The organism is Paenibacillus sp. XP01, from assembly GCF_057364885.1.
The window spans coordinates 6,519,395-6,543,965 of sequence record NZ_CP139481.1 but is presented as its reverse complement, the minus strand read 5'-3'; the positions used below and the strand labels follow the sequence as shown (position 1 = coordinate 6,543,965).

General features: G+C 54.4%; 20 protein-coding genes. 11 read left to right on the top strand and 9 right to left on the bottom strand.

From position 1 onward, the window contains the following. Positions 1-56: 56 nt before the first annotated feature. The 4 genes from SNR34_RS29460 to cydC are packed head-to-tail and all read left to right on the top strand — an operon-like array spanning position 57 to position 6,176. Complete coding sequence (locus tag SNR34_RS29460; protein WP_486180775.1) at positions 57-1,472, top strand: cytochrome ubiquinol oxidase subunit I; 1,416 nt, start codon at positions 57-59, stop codon at positions 1,470-1,472. Beyond that, a complete protein-coding gene (cydB, locus tag SNR34_RS29455; protein WP_339275142.1) occupies positions 1,417-2,472 on the top strand; it encodes a cytochrome d ubiquinol oxidase subunit II in 1,056 nt (351 codons plus the stop codon). The genes SNR34_RS29460 and cydB overlap by 56 nt, the downstream gene beginning before the upstream one ends. Position 2,473: 1 nt before the next feature. Next, positions 2,474-4,255 (top strand): thiol reductant ABC exporter subunit CydD, encoded by a 1,782-nt coding sequence (cydD, locus tag SNR34_RS29450; protein WP_486180774.1) that lies wholly within the window; start codon positions 2,474-2,476, stop codon positions 4,253-4,255. A gap of 1 nt (position 4,256) precedes the next feature. Continuing rightward, positions 4,257-6,176 carry a thiol reductant ABC exporter subunit CydC gene (gene cydC, locus SNR34_RS29445; RefSeq protein ID WP_486180773.1) on the top strand — a complete coding sequence of 640 codons (1,920 nt, stop codon included), beginning with the start codon at positions 4,257-4,259 and terminating at the stop codon, positions 6,174-6,176. A gap of 166 nt (positions 6,177-6,342) precedes the next feature. Here cydC and thrC read toward each other — a convergent pair whose 3' ends face one another. Then, complete coding sequence (thrC, locus tag SNR34_RS29440; RefSeq protein WP_486180772.1) at positions 6,343-7,728, bottom strand: threonine synthase; 1,386 nt, start codon at positions 7,726-7,728, stop codon at positions 6,343-6,345. A 116-nt stretch (positions 7,729-7,844) separates the two neighbouring features. After that, positions 7,845-8,744, bottom strand: coding sequence for a DMT family transporter (locus SNR34_RS29435; RefSeq protein ID WP_339275137.1), 900 nt, complete (start codon positions 8,742-8,744; stop codon positions 7,845-7,847). 150 nt (positions 8,745-8,894) lie between these two features. On the opposite strand from SNR34_RS29435, the gene SNR34_RS29430 reads away from it, so the two are divergent. After that, the gene (locus tag SNR34_RS29430; protein WP_486180771.1) at positions 8,895-9,812 is read left to right on the top strand and encodes a LysR family transcriptional regulator; all 918 of its coding nucleotides are present in this window, start codon (positions 8,895-8,897) and stop codon (positions 9,810-9,812) included. Positions 9,813-9,973: 161 nt separating this feature from the next. Here SNR34_RS29430 and SNR34_RS29425 read toward each other — a convergent pair whose 3' ends face one another. From SNR34_RS29425 to SNR34_RS29400, 6 genes are all read right to left on the bottom strand, one after another. Beyond that, on the bottom strand, positions 9,974-10,933 hold the full coding sequence (locus SNR34_RS29425) for an MraY family glycosyltransferase (RefSeq protein WP_343261817.1): 960 nt from the start codon (positions 10,931-10,933) through the stop codon (positions 9,974-9,976). A 119-nt stretch (positions 10,934-11,052) separates the two neighbouring features. Beyond that, positions 11,053-11,856 carry a hypothetical protein gene (locus SNR34_RS29420; protein WP_486180770.1) on the bottom strand — a complete coding sequence of 268 codons (804 nt, stop codon included), beginning with the start codon at positions 11,854-11,856 and terminating at the stop codon, positions 11,053-11,055. A gap of 154 nt (positions 11,857-12,010) precedes the next feature. Beyond that, complete coding sequence (gene gntK, locus SNR34_RS29415; protein WP_486180769.1) at positions 12,011-13,561, bottom strand: gluconokinase; 1,551 nt, start codon at positions 13,559-13,561, stop codon at positions 12,011-12,013. 100 nt (positions 13,562-13,661) lie between these two features. After that, complete coding sequence (locus SNR34_RS29410) at positions 13,662-14,489, bottom strand: carbohydrate ABC transporter permease (protein WP_339275131.1); 828 nt, start codon at positions 14,487-14,489, stop codon at positions 13,662-13,664. A gap of 20 nt (positions 14,490-14,509) precedes the next feature. Beyond that, a complete protein-coding gene (locus SNR34_RS29405; protein WP_236413282.1) occupies positions 14,510-15,460 on the bottom strand; it encodes a carbohydrate ABC transporter permease in 951 nt (316 codons plus the stop codon). Positions 15,461-15,514: 54 nt separating this feature from the next. Further along, positions 15,515-16,789: an ABC transporter substrate-binding protein gene (locus SNR34_RS29400; RefSeq protein WP_339275130.1), complete on the bottom strand. Its 1,275-nt coding sequence runs from the start codon at positions 16,787-16,789 to the stop codon at positions 15,515-15,517. 332 nt (positions 16,790-17,121) lie between these two features. Between SNR34_RS29400 and SNR34_RS29395 the strand changes: the two genes are divergently transcribed. From SNR34_RS29395 to SNR34_RS29375, 5 genes are all read left to right on the top strand, one after another. Continuing rightward, positions 17,122-17,889, top strand: a complete 768-nt coding sequence (locus SNR34_RS29395) for a GTP cyclohydrolase II (RefSeq protein ID WP_486180768.1) — start codon at positions 17,122-17,124, stop codon at positions 17,887-17,889. 241 nt (positions 17,890-18,130) lie between these two features. Further along, positions 18,131-18,700 (top strand): glycerol-3-phosphate responsive antiterminator, encoded by a 570-nt coding sequence (locus SNR34_RS29390; RefSeq protein ID WP_486180767.1) that lies wholly within the window; start codon positions 18,131-18,133, stop codon positions 18,698-18,700. A 66-nt stretch (positions 18,701-18,766) separates the two neighbouring features. After that, a complete protein-coding gene (glpK, locus tag SNR34_RS29385; RefSeq protein WP_486180766.1) occupies positions 18,767-20,254 on the top strand; it encodes a glycerol kinase GlpK in 1,488 nt (495 codons plus the stop codon). A 394-nt stretch (positions 20,255-20,648) separates the two neighbouring features. Continuing rightward, positions 20,649-22,307 carry a glycerol-3-phosphate dehydrogenase/oxidase gene (locus SNR34_RS29380; protein ID WP_486180765.1) on the top strand — a complete coding sequence of 553 codons (1,659 nt, stop codon included), beginning with the start codon at positions 20,649-20,651 and terminating at the stop codon, positions 22,305-22,307. A 68-nt stretch (positions 22,308-22,375) separates the two neighbouring features. Further along, a complete protein-coding gene (locus SNR34_RS29375) occupies positions 22,376-23,365 on the top strand; it encodes a Gfo/Idh/MocA family protein (protein ID WP_486180764.1) in 990 nt (329 codons plus the stop codon). Positions 23,366-23,478: 113 nt separating this feature from the next. On the opposite strand, the gene SNR34_RS29370 is transcribed toward SNR34_RS29375, so the two are convergent. Next, complete coding sequence (locus SNR34_RS29370; protein WP_236413730.1) at positions 23,479-23,751, bottom strand: winged helix-turn-helix transcriptional regulator; 273 nt, start codon at positions 23,749-23,751, stop codon at positions 23,479-23,481. Between the two features lie 443 nt (positions 23,752-24,194). Between SNR34_RS29370 and SNR34_RS29365 the strand changes: the two genes are divergently transcribed. Beyond that, complete coding sequence (locus SNR34_RS29365) at positions 24,195-24,569, top strand: DoxX family protein (RefSeq protein ID WP_486180763.1); 375 nt, start codon at positions 24,195-24,197, stop codon at positions 24,567-24,569. Positions 24,570-24,571 lie beyond the last annotated feature (2 nt).

Sequence of the window (24,571 nt, the reverse complement as noted above, 5' to 3'; positions counted from 1 at the left end):
ACAAACCGATGCCAAACGCGAAAATTTTGCATGTGAACAGAAAGAAGGGGTAAGTTATGGATCCGATTATGCTATCGCGTATCCAATATGCGCTTACGACGATCTTCCACTTTTTCTTTGTGCCGCTGTCCATCGGTTTGGTGCTGCTGGTCGCAATCATGGAGACGTTGTACGTCGTCAAAGGCAAGGAAATTTACAAGACGATGGCCAAATTTTGGGGCAAGCTGTTCCTGATCAATTTCGCCGTCGGGGTAGTTACGGGCATTCTGCAGGAATTCCAGTTCGGCATGAACTGGTCCGAGTATTCCCGCTTTGTGGGCGACGTGTTCGGCGCACCGCTCGCCATTGAAGCATTGCTGGCATTTTTCATGGAATCGACGTTTATCGGATTATGGATTTTCGGGTGGGAGCGCTTGTCCAAAAAGGTGCATCTGGCCTGCATCTGGCTGGTGTTTACCGGTACGTTCCTGTCCGCGCTGTGGATTTTGGCGGCGAATTCCTTCATGCAGCATCCTGTCGGATTCACGATCAACAACGGCCGGGCCGAGATGAACGATTTCTTCGCCTTGATTACCAATGGGCAGCTGCTGGTCGAATTCCCGCATACGATCTTCGGGGCTTTGATGACAGGAGCTTTTGTCGTGACCGGGATCAGTGCGTTTAAGCTGATGAAAAAGCAGGATGTGGACGTGTTCCGCAGATCGTTCCATATCGGCATCGTCGTGGCGCTGGTTTCTTCGATCGGGGTAGCATTCTCCGGTCACTTCCAGGCGCAGTACCTGGTCGAAACACAGCCGATGAAGATGGCTGCCAGCGAAGGAACGTGGACGACGACGGATGATCCTGCCCCATGGACAGTGGTTGCCTTTATCGATCCGGACAAGCAGGAAAACTCGGGCGAACTCAAAATTCCCGGGCTGCTGAGTTACCTGTCTTACAGCAAGTTTTCCGGCAGCGTAACGGGTATGAAGGAGCTGCAGGCCGAGTATGAACAGAAGTACGGACCTGGCGATTACATTCCGCCTGTGCGCACGACGTTCTGGAGCTTCCGCATCATGATTGCTGCAGGCGGGTTGATGATCCTGCTTGCGCTGTACGGCTGTTACCTGGCACTTCGCCGGAAACTGGAAGGTGCCCGCCCTTGGTTCATGAAATCGATGATTTTTGCGATTTCGTTGCCGTTTATCGCCAACACGGCCGGCTGGATCATGACCGAGGTGGGCCGGCAGCCGTGGACGGTCTTCGGTTACATGACGACGGAAGCCGGGGTATCGCCCAATGTGACGGCAGGACAGATTTTGTTCTCGACGATTGCTTTTACGGCAGCCTATACGATTCTCGGCATCGTGATGGTCTACCTGTTCGTTCGCAAAATCAAAGCAGGGCCTTACGCGGTCGACCAATCGGAGGAACAGGATGAATCGGCCGATCCGTTCGGCATGGATGGGGGTTATTCAGTTGTCACTAAGTGAACTGTGGTTTGTGCTGATTGCCGTGTTGTTTATCGGCTTTTTCTTTCTGGAAGGCTTTGATTTCGGCGTGGGCATGTCGACAGGACTGATCGCGCGGACAGACCGGGAACGACGGACGATGATCAATTCGATCGGACCGTTCTGGGATGGGAACGAGGTGTGGCTGCTGACGGCGGGCGGTGCGATGTTTGCCGCTTTCCCGCACTGGTATGCGACCTTGTTCAGCGGATTTTACCTGCCGCTGGTCGTGGTGCTGCTTGCCCTGATCGGACGGGGAGTGGCGTTTGAATTCCGCAGCAAGATGAAACACCAGCGCTGGCGCAAGACATGGGACATTATCATTGTTGTCTCCAGCGCCCTGCTGCCGTTCCTGTTCGGCGTAGTATTCGCAACGCTGATGAAGGGATTGCCGATTGACGGTGACATGCAGCTTCGGGCAGGTTTCCTGGATATCGTAAACCCGTACACCGTGGTAGGCGGACTTGCCGTAACGATGCTATGCCTGGTGCACGGTCTGTTGTTTGCTTCGCTCCGCACGGTCGGACCGCTCCGGGAACGCGCGCTGCACATGGCCCGCAAACTGATGCTGCCGCTGGCAGTCGTTCTTGCGCTTTATGCCGCATTGACCTATTTCATGACGGACATGTTTGACGTCCGCGGATGGGCGCTTTGGATTCTGGTGGCGCTTGGTGCCGCTGCCCTCGCCGCCGCTGCCTATTTTGTGCGGCAGCAGCGCGAGGGATGGGCTTTCGGCATGACGGGTGCCGTCATTGCGATTTTGTTTGCCTCCGTGTTTGTCGGATTGTTCCCTAGAGTCATGATCAGTTCGTTAGGAGAAGCGTTCAACCTCACGGTACATAATGCATCGTCGGGCGCTTATTCCTTGAAGGTCATGACCATCGTTGCCTGCACGCTGCTGCCGTTTGTGCTGGGATATCAGATCTGGAGCTATTACATTTTCCGCAAACGCTTGAACGAGCAGCATCACCTGGAGTACTGAGATGGGAAGGGGGTTGCTGAAGCTGCCGGGCGTGCGCCCTGTGCTGGCACTAGCATCGGCGTTGGTGCTGCTGCAGGCCATGGCCATCATCATGCAGGCCAAATGGCTGGCCCAGGCCATCACCGCTTTATTTGAAGGTGCTGCCGTATCGTCGCAGTATCCTGTACTGCTGCTGTTCCTGGCCGCATTTGCCGCCCGTTACGCGATCTCCTTCTGGTTGCAGTTGATCGTGTCGCGATATGCAGAGAAGACGGGAACCGACTTGCGCAGGCAGATGGTGGAGCAATGGTTCCGGCTCGGGCCGCGTTTTGCCAAGACGGAAGGAACGGGCCATTTGGTCACGCTGGCGCGGGAAGGGACAACGCAGTACAAAACGTATTTGGAGCTGTTTATCCCCCGCATGCTGGGCATGGGACTTGTTCCATTGGTCATATTGTTGTATGTGTTCAAGCTGGATGTGATGTCCGGGATGATTCTGGCCGTAACGCTGCCCATCCTGATCGGTTTTCTCATTCTGCTCGGTTTGGCGGCGCAGCGGAAAATCGACTTGCAGTTCAAGTCCTACAAGGCGCTGGCAAACCATTTCGTGGATACGCTCCGCGGCCTGGAGACGCTTAAAACGCTTGGACAAAGCGGCAGGCACGCCGGGACGATCATGCGGGTGAGCGAGCGCTACCGCAAAGCGACGATGTCTACGCTGCGGATGGCGTTCCTGTCTTCGTTCGCGCTGGATTTCTTCACGATGCTGTCGGTCGCTTCGGTGGCGGTCAGCCTTGGGCTGCGCCTGACAGAAGGAAGCATACTGTTGGCTCCGGCGCTGACGGTGCTTATTTTGGCACCCGAGTACTTTTTGCCTGTGCGCATGCTGGGAGCGGATTATCATGCAACGCTGGACGGCAAAGAGGCCGGAGAAGCGATTCGCGACATGATCTTGAAGGGGGAATCTGCCGAGCAGAAGCAGAAGGAGGCTTATATCTACGCATTAAACCATCAGCCGGCATCTGACACTATGGATGAAGGGGATGCGGCATTGCCGGTATGGGATACAGCCAGCAGGTTGGCATTAAGGGATGTACAGGTCAGCCATCAGGACGGTGGACCAACATCCTTGAAGGACGTGACTTTCCAGGTTACCGGCATGGGCAAGGTCGGAATCATCGGCGCGAGCGGGGCGGGCAAATCCACCCTCGTTGACGTGCTGGGAGGTTTCGTGCTGCCGACTTCCGGGCAGATGCTGTACAACGGCCGCCCGTTGTCTCTGGAGATGACAGAGGCCTGGAGGCGGCAGACGGCGGCCATTCCGCAGCATCCGCATATTTTCAGCGGCAGTCTGGCAGACAACGTGCGTTTTTATAGGCCCGACGCTTCAAATGAAGAGGTGTGGAGCGCCATTCAGGCTGCCGGATTAAGCCATCTGGTTTCGACCTTGCCAAGGGGAATCGACGAGCTGATTGGAGCCGGGGGCAGACAGCTTAGCGGCGGGCAGGAGCAGCGCGTGGCGCTGGCACGGGCTTTAATTAGCAAACGCCCTGTGCTTTTGCTGGATGAGCCAACAGCACATCTCGATGTCGAGACGGAATACGAGCTGAAATCGACAATGCTGCCATTGTTCAAGGAAAAACTGGTGTTTCTGGCGACCCACCGACTGCATTGGATGCCGCATATGGATCGCATTATCGTCATGGAGAACGGCACCGTGGCCGAGACGGGAACGCATGAACAATTGCTGGCCCAAAAAGGCGTATATTATGAGATGGTTCAGGCTCAGATGGAGGCGGTGTAACATGCAAGGTAGATATGAAGGGGAGGCAATGGAAGGCAAAGCGCCACGGCGTGGCTGGATTGCTCCCCATGCGTTCCGGCATCGCTGGCGCTTCGTGCTCGTTATAGCGCTCGGCACGCTTGCTGCGCTGTGCGCGGTTATGCTGCTGTTCACCTCCGGCTATCTGATCTCCAAGTCTGCCCTTCGTCCGGAAAACATCTTGATGGTGTATGTGCCGATTGTAGGCGTGCGTGCATTCGGCATCTTTCGGGCGGTATTCCGGTATGCCGAACGTCTCGCCGGTCATGATGCGGTATTGCGCGTGCTTGCCGAGCAACGCGTGAAACTGTACCGCATCCTTGAACCGCAAGCCTTGTTCCTGCGTTCCCGCATGCGGGCCGGGGATGTACTGGGCGCATTGGCGGATGATGTGGAACGGCTGCAGGACATCTACCTGCGCACCGTATTCCCGGCGGTTACCTCGCTGATTCTCTATGCGGCAGCCGTGGCGGCGTTTGGCAGCATGGACCCGGGATTCGCGCTTTGGATCGGTCTGTATCTGCTGGTTTTGGTAGGCATCCTGCCCGCCTTGTCCCTTAAGATGACATGGAAGCTGCATGTGCGGATGAAACGGGAAAACGCCAACCTGTACACCCGCTTAACGGACGGCGTATTGGGACTGGGCGACTGGATGGCCAGTGGACGCGTACGCGAATTCGTCCTGCAGCAGGAGGCGGAGGAAGGGCGGGCCGATGAGGTTCGCGGCAAATTGCAGCAATGGACGCGCTGGCGCGACCTGCTTGCCCAGTGCGTTATCGGCCTGACGGTCTGCTCCGTCACCATCTGGGCAGGCGGACAAGCCTTTGCCGGGCATGTCCCGGCAGTGATGATCGCGGCCTTTGCGCTGGTCGTGTTTCCGCTTGCGGAAGCGGTACTGCCCGTGTCCGAAGCGGTCCAGCATATCCCGAGGTATCGGGAATCGCTGGACCGCTTGCGGCGGTTGGAAGGTACCGAGGGCGAACAAGGGCAGCAGAAGGAAGCCGAGCCCCGCCTGGAGCGCATGTCGCCGAATCCTGCCGAGCCAAGCCTGGAACGGCTGTCTAACCATCGCATCCGCATCCGGATTCATCCGAAGCACAAAGCGGATATCCGCCTGGACCGCGTCAGCTTTCGCTACGGCCAGGATGACGAGGACGCGGTGCATGAACTCACGCTTCATCTGCCGCAAGGCAAGCGACTGGCGATCCTTGGGCGGAGCGGCGGCGGCAAATCGACGCTGCTTAAACTTATTCAAGGCGCGCTTGAACCATCCGCCGGAAAAGTGTTATTCAACGAACAGCCTGTACAGTCCCTCGGCGAGAGCCTGCCTGAGGTGATTTCCATATTAAACCAGCATCCGCATCTGTTTGATACGACGGTTGCGAACAATTTGCGGATCGGCCGTCCGGACGCGACAGACGAACAACTGCGCCGCGTTGCAGCCCAAGTAGGGCTTGCCGACCTCATTCAGTCGCTGCCCCTGGGTTACGAAACGCCGATGCTGGAGACGGGCCAACGATTCTCGGGTGGTGAGCGGCAACGGATCGCGCTGGCGCGGGTTCTGCTTCGTGATACGCCCGTTGTCATCCTCGACGAACCGACGGTAGGGCTTGATCCGATGACGGAACGCGCGCTGATGCGCACGATGCTGGAAAGCATGCAGGGCAAAACGATGATCTGGGTGACCCATCACCTGATGGGCGCCGAACAGATGGATGAGCTGATCTTTATGGAGAACGGGCGAATTGCGATGCGGGGCTCTCACGAACAGCTGCTGGCGAAGGAAGAACGATATCGTCGCTTGGTGGAACTGGATCGACCGGGATGGACGGGAAACGCTAAACGGGAGCCTTGGGCACAGACCTGGCAAAAGCCCGAGCCGCTTTTCAATCGGAAGATATAAGCGATGATCTGCATGAAGCCTTTTTGTGAAGCCTTCTTGAAGTCCCTTTAATGACGCAAAAACGCAGCAAAGCCCGCTTCCTTTATGGAATGCGGGCTTTGCTTGTACCGGGATCAGCGAATACGGTGGGATATTCGCGCCGGCCTGTTTTTGCAATGGGATCGAATCAGAAAAACTTCTCCAATTGTTGGGCGATTTCCTCATTGGAATTGCCAACGGTCGTTTGATACTGCGGCTTCTCGAACAAGGCCTGAATCTGCTCAGGGTACTCCTGCTCGATGTTCACGAGTGCAATCGATTCGTTGAATTTAGCCGGATGAGCAGTGGCCAAGGTCACGTTGATTTCATCCCGGCTGCCGCAATGCTCGGCGGCCACAACGCCGCAAGAAGTATGCGGGTCAAGCAGGTAGCCCGTGCCGGCATGAATTTCGGCGATTTTATCGAGGCACTCCTGATTTTTAACGCCATAAGCCGCAAAATCGCGCTGAACGATGGCCAGTTTGTCCTCAGGGATGACCACTTTGCCTTCGTTTTTGAATTGGTCCATCAGCGCAACAACCGCGGAGGCATCCTCTTGGTACAGATAGTACAGGTAACGCTCGAAGTTGCTTGCCACCTGAATGTCCATCGACGGGCTATGCGTGCTGCGGAATGCGCCAGGCTGATAGACGCCTTCGCTGACGAAGCGTTCCAGAATGTTGTTTTCATTCGTAGCCAGGATGAGTTTGCCGATCGGCAGTCCCATCCGTTTAGCCAGGTAACCCGCGAAAATGTCGCCGAAATTGCCTGTCGGCACACTAAAGTTAATCGTAGCTCCGTTCGCCTTGTTCAGACGGAAGTATGCGTAGAAATAATACACGGTTTGTGCCAAAATACGGGCGATGTTAATGGAATTGATGGCACGCAAGTGATAACGATGCTTGAAATCAACGTCTGCGAACAGTTCCTTGATAATGCGCTGGCAGTCGTCGAAGTTGCCGTCCACGGACAGGTTGAGCACATTGTCGCTGTGAACGGTCGTCATTTGCAGCTCCTGCACTTTGCTGACTTTGCCGTGCGGATGCAGGATACAGATCCGGATGCCTTCCTTGCCGCTTACGCCTTCAATGGCGGAAGCGCCGGTATCACCCGAAGTAGCGCCGAGTATGTTGACTTTGATGTCGCGTTTGCGGGAGACGTAAGCGTACAGGTTGCCAAGGAATTGCAGAGCAACGTCCTTGAAGGCAAATGTAGGCCCATGGAACAGTTCCAACACGTATTCGTTGTCTTGCAAGTGCCGCACTGGCGTTACTTCCGGATGACGGAACGTGCCATAGCTGTCGTCTACCAGTCTCCGAAGGTCGTCCTTCGGAATGTCGTCACCAATGTATAGCGAGAACACTTCCGTAGCGAGCTCCTGATAGCTGAGCGACTGCCAGGATTGAAGTGTTTCGGATGATAATTGTGGTATGGCCGTCGGTACGAGCAGGCCGCCGTCGTCGGCAAGCCCCATCAAAATGGAGTCCACAAAACCGATGCCGCCGACATTTCCCCGTGTGCTAATAAATTCCATAGTCATCCCCTCAAGTTACTGAAATTTTTTGCTATTATACCAGATGTGAGAGGGAATCCCTATCTTTTTAGCCCAAGTTTGGCTAAAAATTTTTTTATAGCAACGCGGTGATGCTTTTATGAAGCTGAGGATTTAGCCGTTTGCGGTCCTGCTGTGCGGCGATTAACCAGCACGATGCTGAACAAAATCAGGACCAGGCCGGCAATCAGATTCAGGCTGACGCTCTCGCCGAACATGAGCACGCTGGTCAGGATGGAGACCAGCGGAATCAGGAAGGTGAACGAACCGACCTTGCTGGCTTCGCCGGAGCCGAGCAGTTTGAAATACAGCAACCATCCCAGCGCGATGACCAGCAGTGCAATGAACAATGTGTCCAGCATGAACGGAATCGTCCAGCGCACCGAGGCCCAGCTCTCAGTGATGCTTCCCGTAGCCGTCAACACGATGCCTCCGGCCAATACCGACGTTGCCGTCATCCATAGCCCGTCGACGCGAGCCGCATTTTTTTTCATATAAATCGCGCCGAGGGCCCAGCTAATGGCAGAGGCCAGCGCCAACGCGATGCCCGCTGCCGAGACGTTGCCCGTGATGCCTCCGATGCTGATCGTGGCGACCCCTGCGAAGCCGAGCACCAGTCCGACGATTTTGATGGCATTCATCGACTCGCCCAGCCATAGCCAGGCTCCAATGCCAATCAGCACGGGCTGCAGGAAAACGATGGAGGAGAACAGGCCTGCCGGCGCATGGGCCAAACCAACGGTCTGAAAACCGTAGTAAAACACGATGTTCAGTAGTGCGGACAGGGCATACACGGGCCAGTTCTCCTTTAGCCGCAGCATGCGCAGCCGCGGAAGGGCGATGAGCACGAGAATGACGCCCCCGATCAGCAGGCGGAAGCCTGCAAACAGAAGCGGAGGCATAAAGATTAACCCATACTTCGTGAGCGGCCAGTTCCAGCCCCACAGGAGGACAAGAATGCCGAGATATACGTTCGTTTTGAAACGGGAAAGCTGCATGTGAATCCCTCCTTTCCTTAATTGCACCTGACACGGACGCATGAAGTCACGATGTATCGTCCTGATGGATGATACTGTATACTACATGGTACAATATAAACACCCATGATTGAAATGCATGTTATTCATAAGGAGTATAACCATATTGTTATGAATAGAGCACAATTGGAATTATTCGTTCAAGTAGCCGAAACCGGCAGCTTCACCCGGGCCGGGGAAAAGCTGAACATCACGCAACCTGCCGTCAGCCGGTCCATCTCCGCATTGGAGAACGAGCTGGGCGTCAGGCTGATGATCCGCGACCGCCGCCAAGGACTGATGCTGACCGATATCGGCAGCCGCCTGCTTGTCCAGAGCCGCGTCATTTTGAAGCAGTTTGAACAGATGGAACAATTGGTCGCTGCCGAGAAAGGGTTGGAAATCGGCAAGATTCGCATCGGATCGTTCCCAATGACGTCTACGCACCTGCTGCCACGCGTCATTCGCGACATTCGCGAACGTTACCCGGGCATTGAATTCGACTTGCGTGAAGGAACGGTAAACGACATTAGGGAGTGGCTGGACCAACGCGAAATCGATGTCGGCCTGATTATTGCATCGGAGCAGGGGGAATTCGAGAGCATTCCGCTGCTTGAAGAAGAGATGCAGCTTGTGTGCAGAGATGACCATGCGCTGGCAAGCGAAACCGTACTGTCTATCCGCCAGCTTGAAGGCGTGGCTTTCATTATCTGCAACGGCGGTTACGAGGTGCCGATCTATGACATCTTCCGGCGCAGCAAGGCAGGACTGAACGTCAGTTTCACGGTCCATAACGTCAACGCTTGCCTGAACATGGTTCAGGAGGGGCTCGGCGTGGCATTGCTGCCGACCATGCTGCTCGCCGGGCTGCCGGCAGGACTGAAGGCCATTAAGCTGGAGCCTAAAATCTACCGTGAGGTAGACCTGGCCTTGCCTTCGTTTGCCGAAGCATCCAGTGCGACGAAATTGTTCGTAGAAACCGTGCAGCGGCTGTATGGAAGGTCTGGTCGCAGCGGCAGCAACAACGTCATTCAAAACGGCCTGATGTAAACTGAAGAAGGCGGTGGGTGCAGCGACAAGTTCATATGAAAGCCAAAAGGAACGATTCCCTGCGGGAATCGTTCCTTTCTGCATGCTTCAGGTTGCCAAGCCACACGCTCTAACATCGACTGAATATTGCAAAGTCTGGCAGACGCCGGGATGGACATCTTCTATCGCTCGACGAGCAGCAGAATGATCGATGAAAGGCAAAGGCATGTGCTGATCAGATAGAGCACGCCTACGACCTGTTTATGGCTCAAGCCTGCCCGAAGCAGACGATAGTGGGCTTGGCTGGCATCGGCCTGGTAGATCGCTTTTCCTTGCAGGAAACGTTTGACCACGACAAAGATGTTGTCAAAGATCGGTACGCCAAGCGCAAGGATCGGAATAAAGAGCGACAGCATCGTTGCTTGCTTGAATGCTCCGTCAAGAGCGATGACTGCCAGGATGAAACCTAGGAAGGTTGCACCCGCATCACCCATGAAGACTTTCGCAGGCGGCTTGTTGTATTTCAGATAACCAACCGTGACGCCTACCAGTACGATGGACATCAGGGCTGAATCAGCCTGTCCTTTCGCCAGCGCTACGACGAACAGCGTGACCGCAGAAATGGCCGAAAGTCCGCCAGCCAGCCCGTCCATACCGTCGGAAAAGTTAATGACGGTAGTTACGCCGAAAATCCATAGAATGGTCAGGATGAACTGCAGCCAGACCGGGAGCATGATATACTCGGACGTCAGCGGATTAACGAATCCCGTAAAAGCGATGCCTGAGGCAAAAACGAGCACCGCCGCGGAAATCTGGATAATCATTTTGGGCAGCGCTGGAAAGTCCTTGCCCTTCGTTTTATACCAATCGTCGATGGTGCCGATCGTCAGAAGCAGCATCCCGCCGACGAACAGGGCGGCCGTTTCCATAGACAACTGTTTGGTGAACAAAATATATGTAAGAAAAAATCCTGTAAATATCGCATAGCTTGCCGTCAGCGGAATGGGCTGCCTGTGGAGTTTGCGCTCCACGTCCTCGCGGGGCTTGTCCACGAAATCAAGACGGTGGGCAAGACGCCCAAGCGGAGGAATGAGCAGAACCACGACAGCAAATGACAACAGAAATGCAGCTAAATATAACATAACTTTGCTTGTTTCACTCCCATCTCCATATTTCCCCTATTATACGAGTTCGGCAGGAAGTCTGTCGATGTCATTATTGTCATTATTGCCCGGAAGCTCTTGTCGCCATCGTGGTAAGTTCAGGAAAGCCAGGCTCCGAAATACGATTTCACAGCTTCTTCACTGTACCGGTCATTCCCTTGCCAGGTCGAGGCAAAACGGAAATCGCTTGAACCACCTCTTCCGATGCGCGGTGTATCTGTCTCGGCTAAAATGCCGGCTGCGCTCCAAATTTCCAGAATGGCATCGCGCTCATATTGGTTGGACGGGAAGATGGTTTTCCACCGCTTCTCCAGCTTGCGAGCACCCTCACCAGGCTCACAGGCATATATCGTTTCCAGCATGCCGCGCAGGATGGCGATATCGGCATCGGTTACTTCATAGGTATCTTCGTCAGTTAACAGCAGCTCCAAATCCATCAGGCAGTATAACAGCAGATCATGGCGCACCCCGCCCCACCGTATGCGTTCAAAATTCAGGACGTTCAAGTCCTGAGCGACGTACTCGCGATCGGAACGCAGCCGTTGGAAGTTGCAGTCTCCACATGCGCTGGAATTGGCGTGAAGCGCCGGACGCTCGCCGTAGGTATGCAGCGGCAAAGGCGCCGTCAGGGCCCAACTGGAGAGCGCGCTGCGAAGGTGTACTTTTCGCGTGGACAGGCTGTGCAGAAATGCGATGGCCGCCTGTTCCTTGATGTTGTGTTCCTGGTGCATGGAGTGCAGCCGCTGAACGATTTCATCATGCGAAATGGTGAGAGGGTCGAACATGACGCCTTTGCTTCTGGCATACTCGAAGTCTTCCCCCGTAAAAGGAGTCTGCGGCGATTTCCATCCACCGTTTCCCCAGAAGAAACTTTGCAATATTTTGAGTGCTTTTTTGTCCATGAAATCCATTCTCCCATCATATATAGAATAAGGTCTCCAAGCGAGATGAGATACCATAGAAAAAAGAAAACCGACAACCCTCCCGATACCGGAGGGCTGCCGGATTCTACGCCCTGATCACGGGAACGCTGCCGTTGCTGTGATCAGGCGATGCTTATTGCCGTGCAGCCTTGTTCTGGAAAGCGGCGATGTCCGCGTACTCTTCATCGAATTTGCGCGAGATGCGGATGAAGATCGGCAGCAGCTCGCGGTAGACACGCACGCTGTCCGGGTCCGGCTTGTGCCGGTGGGTCGAACCGATCATGCCCGATACGGCGCTCAGCGAATCGATGCGGCCCAGCGCATACAGGCCGAGTACGGCTGCGCCCAGGCAGGAGCTCTCGATGCTTTCCGGAATGATGACATCCTGATCGAAGATGTCGGCCATCATCTGCCGCCACAGCTCGGAGCGTGCAAAGCCGCCCGTAGCCTGGATTTTGGCGGGGCGTCCGATTTTTTCCTCGATGGCCAACATCACCGTGTACAGGTTGAAGAGCACGCCTTCGAGCGCCGCGCGGATCATATGCTCCTTTTTGTGATGCAGCGTCAGGCCGAAGAAGGAGCCGCGCGCATTCGGATTCCAGAGTGGGGCGCGTTCTCCCGTCATGTAAGGGTGGAACAGCAAGCCTTCGGAACCCAGAGGCACGTTTTCGGCAACCCGGGTAAGCACTTCGTACGGATCGATGCCGAGCCGTTTGGCCGTCTCCACCTCCGATGCGGCGAATTCGTCGCGAATCCAGCGGAAGATCACGCCGCCGTTGTTGACCGGACCGCCGATCACCCATGCATTCTCGGTGAGTGCGTAACAGAAAAAGCGTCCCTTCGGATCGGTTACGGGTTTGTCCACGACCGTACGGATGGCGCCGCTGGTGCCGATCGTGACCGCGACCACGCCCGGATCGATGGCGTTGACCCCGAGATTGGAGAGTACGCCGTCGCTTGCTCCGATCACGAAAGGAGTCGTTTCGGCAATTCCCATCGCCTTGGCGTGTTCCGGATTCAACCCTTGTTTGATCACATGGGTTGTCGGCACGAGCTTGGACAGGTGTTCAGGCGTAATGCCCGCGACATGGAGCGCTTCTTCGTCCCAATCCAGCTTCTCCAGGTTCATCATTCCGGTAGCCGATGCCATGGAATGGTCGATGACGTAGTCGGAGAACAGCTGGTAGAATACATATTCTTTCATGGAAACCAGTTTGTGCGTCCGTTTGAACGACTCGGGCTCTTCCCGGGTGAACCACATGATTTTGGTCAAAGGCGACATCGGGTGAATCGGCGTCCCGGTCCGCAAATATATTTCGTGGCCGTTCATATCGGCTTTGAGCGCTTCCGTCCATTCGGCGCTACGGTTGTCCGCCCATGTCATGGCTCGCATTAGCGGCTTGCCATGCTCATCTACGGGCAAAATGCTGTGCATCGCCGAACTGAATGACACCAGCATGACCTCGCCCGGCTGAATGCCTGCAGTGGAGGTGGCCTGTTTGACCGAAGCCAAGACGGCGTTGAAAATGTCGTCCGCATCCTGCTCCGCAATGGCAGGCGTAGGCGTGTATAGCGGATAATCGACACTGCCCTGAGCCACGATCGTTCCGTTTTGTTCGAACAGGACGGCCTTGGTGGAGGTAGTGCCGATATCCACGCCGATCATATAACGTGAAGAAGCCATGGTTGCTATCCCTCTTTTCTGAAACGTCTGGTGGGTACTCTGCCATCAAGCATATCAGAATTCAGGGACGGATCAAAATTACCCGTATCTGGAATTTAAATTAATCTTTTACTGCCCCGGCTGCGATATCCGAGATGAACTGGCGGCTGATGAACAGGAACATGACGATGAGCGGAATGACTGCCAGCAGCGTGCCGGCGATAACCATGGCATAGTCCGTGTTGTATAGCCCGTTCAGTTGGGATAACGCAATCTGCAGCGTGTACTTTCGTTCGTCGGTCAGGACGATAAGCGGCCACAAATAGTCGTTCCATACGCCGATGAACGTGAAGGCGCCGAGGAAAGCAAAGGCAGGTCGCAAGATCGGCAGGGCAACGTTCCAGTATAGTCGGAAGAATCCGCATCCGTCGATCCGACCCGCGTCGAGCAGGTCGCTTGGAATCGACTCGGTCGCATACTGCCGGATCCAGAATATGCCGAAGGCGTTGACCATGCCCGGAATGATCAATGCTTTGAACGAGCCGACCCAGCCGAAGGTAGCCATCAACACGAACGATGGAACGAGCGACAGCTGCGAAGGTACCATCATCGTGGCGAGCAGCACAACGAAGAGCCACTTTCTGCCGGGGAATTCAAACTTTGCAAAGGCAAAACCGGCAAGGGAATCGAAGAACAGCACCAGCAGCGTGACCGTGGCTGCGACGAGAAACGTGTTTACAAAAGCTCCCCAGAAGTCGATTTGCTGCATCACCCGGGTGATGTTGTTCCATAGCTCCCCGCCGAACCAGAGCCTGGGCGGAAAAGCATAAATGTCGGACGTGGTTCGGGTAGACATGACGACCAGCCAGTAGAACGGAAACATCGAAATGATCATGCCTGCGGCCAAGCCGATATAAAGCACGAACGATTTGAGGTGTTTGGATGCCATGAGCGCTCCTCCTTGTCACATCAGGATGACTTGCCTTGAACGAGCTTCCAGTTCACGATCGAGAACAGCGCGATGATCAGGAACATGCCCCACCCGACGGCAGCGCCGTATCCGAAATAGTTGTTGATGAACGATTCCCGGTACAAATAAAGCACGATCGTCATTCCGGCAGCGCCTGATCCGCCGTCATTGCCCACCAGAATTTGCGGTTCCGTAAACAGCTGCATGCCGCCGATGGTCGACGTGATGACTGTGAACAGAATGACGGGCCGCAGCATCGGGATCGTAATTCGGAAAAAGGACTGCACGCCCGAAGCCCCGTCAATGCGGGCAGCTTCGTACAGCGTTTGGGGAATGCTCTGGAGACCGGCCAGGTAAATGACGGCATTATACCCGGTCCAGCGCCAGACGACCATGGAAGAAATCGCAACCTTGATGCCCCATGGCGCATTCAGCCATTCCACGACCGGAAGGCCGACCGATTGCAGCAAATAATTGAGGAAGCCGTAATTGTTGGCAAACAAGGCCCCGAAAATAATGGCAACGGCCACGATGGACGTGACGTTGGGCAGGAAATAGCCGACGCGGAAGAGGGTACGGAATTTCACAAACGGTGCATGCAGCAGGAAGGCTATAATCAGGGCAAAGAAGAGCATCGGAATCGTCGAGTAGATCCAGATGGCAAAGGTGTTCCCCACCGCCTGCCAGAACTCGGCATCGGTTAACATGTATTTGAAATTGTTCAGTCCGTTATAGGTCATGATGCCGATGCCATCCCACTTGTGGAAGGCAAGATATAATGAAAATCCGATCGGAAAGAGTCCGAAGACGGCAAACAGAATATAAAACGGCGAAATAGCTACATATAACGAGCGGTTTTCCCAGATGCGGGACAGGAGAGGTTTCTGACGATCCAGATCGGGGCGTGCGCCGGCTTGATCCGGAGTAAGGCGCGGTTCAGTTACGGCCATGGGAATTTCCTCCTTTGCGGGTCATCCTTGCATGGGCGGTGCCATTCATACAACCTAACGCTGCAGCTCGCGGTCGACGCGCTGCACCGTATCATTCCATACTTGCTGCGGATTGGCATTCTGCTTGGCGATATCGTTCAGGCGCCGCGTAATGATGCCATGCACGGAAGGATACCTTTCGCCAAAGAAGGCAATCGGGACGTGTTGTGCCGATTCGGCAAATACGCTTCCGGTAGCTTGCCCGCCAAAGAAAGGCTCTTCCTCTTTCATGGAAGGCGAATCGAATACGCTTGGCGCGGACGGGAACAGGTTCAACGTCTGGTATTGTTCCAATTGGTTTTCCGGATTTTGCAGCCAGCGAATCAGTTCAAAAGCTTCCTGCGGATGTTCGCTGGATTTAAGAATGGACAAAAAGGATCCGCCATTGTTGCCATCTCCGCCCGGCGCACGGGCTACCCTCCATTTGCCGGACGTATCCGGGGCGGCCTCCTGCAGCACTTGCTTCATCCATACAGCGCCCACGAAGGAGGCGATTTCCCCGTTGTTCATGGCTGCGTTCCAGCCGGGAGTCCACCCGTCGGCATTGGCCAGCAGTCCCTTTTCCTTGAAGGATATCGCGGTATCCCAGCTCGTCTTGACCAGAGGCGAATCCAGGCCAAGGAACGTTCCGTCCGGCTGGAAGTAGCGGTCCGTGCCTTGAGACAACACTTGATTGTAAACGCTACCAATATTGTCGGTCAGAAACACTTTGCCTCCGAACGCATTCTTGAGCTTCTCGCCGGCCGCTGCATAAGCTTCCCAGCTGTTGATCTGACGGGATACTTCATCCGGATCGGACGGCAGTCCGGCTTCCCGGAACAGGTCTTCGCGATAGAACAGGGCGGTTGGTCCCGTATCCATCGGGAATCCGATCATTTGTCCGCTTGGCGTCACGCCTTGTTTCCACTTCCACTCCAGATATTGGTCTTCAATGTCTCCCGCGCCGAGATCATACAGGTTATAGAAACGGTCCTCACTCGGAAAGAGCTCCATGATCCAGTCGTTCAACGCAACGATATCCGGTTCGCCGGAACGGGCTGCAAGCGTGGTTTTGAGTTTGGCTTTGAAGTCGCCCCCGATTTTTTGGGCCGTTAGTTGAATGTTGGGGAACTGCTCCTGTGCCTTGGCTAACAGCTTGTCGTCAATGGAACGGTTCCAATACCACAATGTAAGCGCTACCTTTTTGCTGGTCGCTGAATCGTCCTGCCCTGGCCAAATGGAACACCCGCCCAATAGCAGAACGCATGCCATGAATGCGGCGACCCAGCAAGCTCTTTTTCGGCGGATCATATGCACTACCCCCTTAAGGTTAAGATGCCAACGTGAAGTAAAGTGGATTTTGCCGACTACACCATCATTGTATGAGCAGTTTCTAAACTCATAACCAATATTCCTGAAACGAATCACAAATTTGTGTCCATGATTTAGTTATAGATTTGTCAGTTACTTTAAAAACAAAAGTTACTTGACACCATCTAATTTTTATTTTAAACTTGCTTACATAAAGTAACTAATGATGATGACAATGATATATATCACTGCATATGCCTATTCAAGTGGTCCGCTTGCCCGGACGCGAATCATAAAATAGCTTTAGAACGCATAGCGGGAGGAACCTTTCGATGATAAATTCGCATACTATACAATTGCTCGCCCCGAAAATACAGACTATTCCAAGTGGAAAAGAATTTATATACTTGGTCGGCCCCATCAAGCTTCCGGTGAATCTGGATGGCGAAACACGCACCTTCCAATGGTACAGCTGGATGAAGGCGGAGAAAGAGATGGACAGCCGCGAACTGATCGAATCACTGGCGGCGGCTGAACTGGCGGAACGTCAACAATCCAGCGTGCTTGTTTACGGCGATTTCGCCCAAGCCGCGGAAGCGCTCATTCGGATGCACAGCATTTGCCATACCGGCGACATTTTTGGCAGCAAGCGCTGCGACTGCGGCTTCCAACTGGAGCAGTCCATGAAGATGATTGCCGCTCACGGCGCTGGAGCTTTGTTCTACTTGGCGAACCATGAGGGCCGCGGCATCGGTTTGTTCAGCAAAGCCATGGCTTATCTGCTGCAGGAAGAAGGCATGGACACCGTAGATGCCAACCTTCAGCTTGGATTCACGGACGATGCACGCAATTACGATGACGCCATCGCCGTGCTGCGCGCACTGCGTCCAGAGCCGGTTACTCTGATCACCAACAACCCTCGCAAGCTGGCTGCCTTGCAGGAGGCTGGACTGAACGTTGGCGGACGTGTTCCGCTTTGGGGGGACCGTTCGGCGTATAACGAGAAATATTTGCAAACCAAGGTCAATCGTTCCGGCCACCTTTCGGAAAGTGATGTTTGGGATGTGGCAGCAAGTTCTCTTCCGCATGCCCAGGCGTAACGAAAGAGCCAAGAAGCATTCGCCGCAGATCATTGTTTGTTCGACCCGCCTGATGCCTGATGAATAGACTGCGAATTTATTCGTATAAACAACAATGGGGAGCCAGTCACGAATTGACTGGTTCTTTCTTCATGCACGGAATACTTAAAATTTGAAATAATTTCTCGTATTCGAAAATCTTGCTGACCGACAGTTGTCAATTATACAATGGAACCATCCGAATCATGTAAGGGGGAGCTCCATGCCATTTGAGGGACAATGCATGTTACCGGCGGCCAAAAACATGAAGCAGTTCGAAGCGATCATCGCAGGGCCGTACCGATACAGCATTCTGCTGGATACCCATATCGGCCAGCTTCAGAGCATTTTGAACGAGGCTCGGCGGCGGGACAAAAACATGCTGCTGCATGCCGACCTGGTGCAAGGTCTCAAAAACGATGAATTCGCGGCAGAGTTCCTATGTCAGCAGATCCGTCCGGCAGGATTGATCTCGACGCGGGCGAGCGTGATTCAGAAAGCGAAGCAAAGAGGGATCACTGCGATTCAGAGGGTGTTTCTGCTGGATACGAATGCACTGGAAAAAAGCTATCAGCTGCTCGACAAAACGCGGCCCGATTACATCGAGGTGCTGCCCGGCGTCATTCCGCATATCATTACCGAGGTGTATGAACACACAGGGATACCGATTATAGCGGGCGGTTTGATCCGTTCCGTACAGGAGGTCGAGCAGGCTCTTCATGCCGGAGCTCAAGCGGTAACGACGTCCAATGACGATCTGATCCGACACTATGGGAAAACGCTTACAAAGTAACCCGGCGTGAAATCGCAATGAACAGTGCTGTGAACATAACGAATGCGTGCAGGAGGGGATGCAAGGATGGATCAATATATTATGGCCCTTGACCAAGGGACCACCAGCTCAAGGGCAATTTTGTTTAATCGAAACGGGGAGATCGTGCACACGGCACAGCAGGAATTTCCGCAGTATTTTCCAAAGCCGGGGTGGGTGGAGCAGAATGCCAACGAAATCTGGAGCTCCATTCTGGCCGTCATGGCTTCCTGCCTGGCGGAGAGCGGCGTTAAGCCGGCGCAAATTGCCGGCATCGGCATTACCAATCAGCGCGAAACCGTGGTGGTCTGGGACAAGGAAAGCGGGCGTCCCATCTACAATGCCGTCGTCTGGCAGTCGCGCCAAACGGCGGGAATTTGCGAGGAGCTTAAGTCCAAAGGGCTGGACGACGTATTCCATCGCAAAACAGGGCTGCTCATAGATCCTTATTTTTCGGGAACGAAAGTACGTTGGATCCTGGATCATGTGGAAGGTGCGCGGGAACGCGCCGAGCGCGGAGAATTGCTGTTCGGTACGATCGACAGCTGGCTGATCTGGAAGCTAAGCGGGGGGACGCATGTGACCGATATGTCCAATGCTTCCCGTACGCTGATGTACAACATTTACGAGTTGAAATGGGACGAAGAGCTGCTGGCCATTCTCGATATTCCGCAAGCGATGCTGCCGGAAGTGAGGGGATCCTCCGAAGTATATGCCCAGACGACGGAATATCATTTCTTCGGCCACCGGGTTCCGATCGCGGGCGCGGCCGGAGACCAGCAAGCCGCATTGTTCGGTCAAGGCTGCTATACGCGGGGGAGCATGAAAAATACGTACGGAACCGGCTGCTTCATGCTGATGAATACGGGCAAAGAGCCGGTTCAATCGGAGCATGGGCTGATTACCACGATTGCCTGGGGCATCGACGGCGGAGTGGAGTATGCGCTCGAGGGCAGCATCTTCGTTGCAGGCTCGGCGATTCAATGGCTCCGGGACGGCTTGCGGATGCTGCGTTCGTCGCGTGACAGCGAGGACTACGCAGCACGCGTCCCATCGACGGATGGCGTGTACATGGTGCCGGCTTTTGTGGGGCTCGGAAGTCCATATTGGGACAGCGAGGTCAAAGGTGCGGTATTCGGCCTGACGCGCGGCACGACCAAGGAGCATTTCATACGGGCGACGCTGGAGGCGCTGGCCTACCAGACCCGGGATGTCCTTGAGGCTATGGAATCGGACTCGGGTATCGAGGTGGGGGCCTTGCGCGTGGACGGCGGGGCAGCGGCCAACGATTTTCTCATGCAGTTCCAGAGCGACATTCTGGGCATGCCGGTAGAGCGTCCTGCAGTGAACGAAACGACGGCATTGGGAGCGGCTTATCTTGCCGGTCTTGCGGTTGGTTACTGGAAGAGCAGAACCGAGCTGAGCAATCATGAAAATACGGAGCGTTTGTTCCGTCCGAGCATGCCGGAGGAAAGAAGAACGGAGTTATACAAGGGTTGGCAGCGGGCAGTCCGGGCGGCAATGGCGTTTAAATAGACCCGGCGGGCCTTGTTGTGGATATTTGTACTTTATCGACAAAGATATACAATAGCTGTGATTAAATGGTGGAAAATCATTCAAAAGAGGCAGGTTTAATTTTCCTGGTCCGCAGAATTGGGGTAACCATAATAAGGGAAATAAAAGGGTATGTGGGTCATATTGAAATTACACCCTATAGCAAAAGGTGGATTCAAAAATTTTTTGAATAATGTGTCATTTCAGGCCTTCACGCCGCCCAAATTGTGTGGTAGGATTAAGGCACAAGTTAAAAAATGATGTCTGGAGATCGGGAGAGACCACGTAACGCTCAGCTATCGCTGCGGCGCATGACGTGGTCTTTTTTTTGTCCTTTTGCGGAGAAAATGAATGGAAATCAGTGGAGGCGATTCGGATGACTGCAACGTTCTCGGCCGGAAAACGAACCGATGTATTACATGAAATGGCGAATGCACATTTTGACATACTGATTATCGGAGGAGGCATCACCGGAGCCGGCATCGCGCTGGATGCCGCATCGCGCGGACTGAAGACGGCTTTGGTGGAGATGCAGGATTTCGCTGCCGGAACCTCCAGCCGCTCGACCAAGCTGATTCATGGCGGACTTCGTTATTTAAAGCAATTCGAAGTAAAAATGGTTGCCGAAGTCGGGCGTGAGCGAGCCGTCGTTTATGAAAACGGACCCCATGTGACGACGCCGGAACCCATGCTTCTGCCCATTTATAAAACCGGAACGTTCGGTCGGCTGAGCACCTCCATCGGTTTGATGGTTTACGACCGCCTGGCGGGCGTGAAGTACAGCGAACGCCGCCGTATGCTGAATGCCCGTGCCGTCTCGGATATGGAGCCGCTGCTTCGTAGGCAGGAGCTTCTGGGCGGCGGCCTATACGTGGAATATCGGACGGACGATGCCCGCCTTACGATCGAAGTGATGAAAGAGGCGGTGAGCCGCGGAGCTCAAGCCATCAACTATGTGAAGGCCGATGGCTTCATTAAGAAGGACGGCAAAGTCGTTGGCATTCAGGCGACCGATCAGTTGGATGGACGAACCTGCATGCTGCATGCCGACAAGGTGATAAACGCTTCGGGACCATGGGTGGACCGTCTGCGCGAGTTGGACGGTTCCCGCCAAGGGAAGACGCTGCAGCTCACCAAGGGCATTCATCTGGTGTTTGACGGCAAGCGTTTTCCGCTCAGGCAGGCGGTATATTTCGATACGCCCGACGGGCGCATGGTTTTTGCCGTCCCGCGGGATGGGAAAACCTATGTAGGAACGACGGACACGGTATATAAGGATGACCCGGCTCATCCGCTCATCGACGATTCCGACCGGGAGTATGTGTTGGAGGCGATCCGGAACATGTTTCCGGACGTGCGTGTTACGGCGGAAGACGTGGAGTCGGCCTGGGCAGGCGTGCGCCCGCTGATTCATGAGGAAGGAAAGGGTCCCTCCGAGATTTCCCGCAAAGACGAAGTGTGGGTGTCCCGCTCGGGATTGATTACGATTGCAGGCGGCAAGCTTACCGGTTATCGGAAAATGGCCGAAATGGTCGTTGATCTGGCGGCCCGCCAACTGGAAGAGGAAACAGGCCGGTCCGCAGGCCCGTGCATTACGAAGCGGCTGCCCATTTCCGGCGGAGACGTCGGCGGGTCGGCAGGATATGCTGTTTATGCGGAGCGCAAAATCAAAGACGGCGTAGCGTTGGGGCTGGAGCGAGCCGTCGCGGAAAGGCTGGTCCGCACCTATGGCTCCAACGTGGATCGGCTTTATGCACGTTTGTCTGGTCTGCGGGGCAGATCAGAGGTGCACGGCATGCCGATCGAACTTTTCTTGATGGCAAGCTATGCCATGGAGGAAGAGATGGCAGCGACGCCGGCGGACTTCTGGGTACGGCGCACAGGGGCTCTCTTTTTCCGGATCGGGGAAGTTCGCCAATGGAAGGGCGCTGTCGCCGCATACATGAGCCAAGCGTTGCAATGGACGGAAGAACAGGCCTCGCATTACGGCGAAGAATTGGACCGATTGTTGTCCGATGTTTCGTTTCGGCGTTAAGGAAGGATTTAGCGAATGGGGGTCGAATGGAACATGTAAGCGTATAACATGGAGAGGGGACTGCAGCGATGACTTTACAGATTGGCATAATCGGCACAGGCTGGTTCAGCAAGGTGCATGCAGATATATTGACCCGGATGGAGGGTGTGCGCGTGGCTGCCGTTCTTGGCACATCACTGGAAAAGGCGGAAGCCATGGCCAACGTCTACGATGCTGGCGGGTATGAAGAGTTGGGACATATGTTGGATGGACAGAAGCTGGATGCGGTCTATATTTGCGTGCCTCCGATGTCCCACGGTGCGATTGAATTGGAATTGATTCGCCGCGGCATCCCGTTCCTGGTCGAGAAACCGCTGAGCACGGGATTGGATGTGCCGCAGCAGGTGCTTGGCGAAATCAGAAAGACGAATATGTTGACATCGGTGGGATACCATTTCCGTTACCAAGGGGCTGCACAGGTGCTGCGGGAAGCGATGCAGAATCAAAAAGTGGGCATGGCCCTTGGCCGCTGGATGGGCGGCATGCCGGGAGTAGCCTGGTGGCGTCGCCAGGATGGATCGGGTGGTCAGTTCGTGGAGCAGACTACCCATATCGTGGACCTGCTGCGCTTCTGCGCGGGCGAGGTGACAGAGGTATACGCGGCCGCTGCGCAGCGAGTCATGCACGAGACTCACGAAAATGTCACCGTGGACGATGTGGCCAATGTCACGCTCCAATTGCAAAGCGGCGCCATCGCAAGCATTGCGAACACCTGCCTGCTCCCGGACGGAGAAGGCGGAGCGGGGCTGCAATTCTACACGGCTAGCGGCGTGTGGGACTGGACGCCTGATCGGCTTCTGCTGCCCGTTGCGGCGCCGCATCCGATGGCCGGCCATGAGATTCCGGCGGGAGCCAATCCGTACGAACGGGAAAATGAAGCGTTCATTCATGCGCTTCGCACCGGCGACCGCTCACGCATTTTGTCCGACTACGAAGACGCTTATCGGACGCAGGAAATCACTGTGGCGGCGCAGGTTTCGCTCGAGTCCGGCCTGCCTGTAAAGCTCCACGTCCGCTAACTCTCCATTCGATAAACGAAAACGCCTGATTCTGAACCGACCCGCAAGGGTCAGCCAGAATCAGGCGTTTTGTGTTAAAGCATGTTGTTTTTGTCGGCAGGCAGCCATAAAGCCTATTTCTTGAGCCACTCCGATGACCAGCCATAAATTTGATTGATGACAGGTTCGATGGCTTTGCCTTTTGGGGTCAGTTCATATTCGACGCGGGGAGGAATCTCCGGATACATGTGCCGCGAGACGATGCCCTCCATCTCCATTTCCTTCAGGCGTTCGGATAATAGTCGGCCGCTGATGGCCATCTCGGCTTCCAATTCGGTAAACCGTTTCGGGCCGGACAGTAGTTGATACATGATCAGCAGCACCCACTTTTTGCCGATAATATCCATGGCCTGAGTGATCAGGCAAGGGCTGGGCGGCGCTTTTTTTCTCAGCTTCAATCTATTCACCTCAATTCCGGTAAAGACATATCCATATTTGTATATATAAAGAGCTTGGCTTTCTGTCACTCGAACCGTGGTAAGGGGACAAGCAAGTCAATAAAGAGTTACTACAATTATTACTGTAACATACCTTTTGTATGTATTATACACCATTCCGCAAAAAATTACTTGATTAAATAATGTTATTATTATATACTCGCTTCATAAAAGTAAGTAAATAATAAAAATATAACAATGTATTAAATAATACCAACTAAACTATCGATACTAGAAATTCGTTTTAAAAATAAAGCTGTTTGCTCAGCTATTACATAGATTCTTTTTAATATGCATTTCGTTGGCAGGATGCTTTCGAACATTCAAATATAATGCGTCAGGAGTGAATGGAAATGAAAATGTTGGGTTATACTGCGCTGGTTATTTTGGCAGGGGTGTTCGTGATGACGGGGTTCAACAAGGTAAGCGGATCGGAGATGATGGTGCAGACCTTCGAAGGATTTTCATATCCGGCTTGGACGATGTATCTCATCGGTGCAGTCGAGCTGCTGAGCGCCGTGGGCCTGCTTATCCCGCGTACACGCATGGTTGCGGCCGGTTTGTTGACTTTTATCCTGATTGGGGCTGTGGGCACCCATCTGATATATGGCCAATATGCGGCCTTAGGGTTCCCTGCAATTCTGCTTGTGGCGAATATCATTGTGCTGCTGATCGGAATGCGCCAAATGGAGGAAGAGGAGCTCGACGCTTTTCAGGCGATCTCATAATA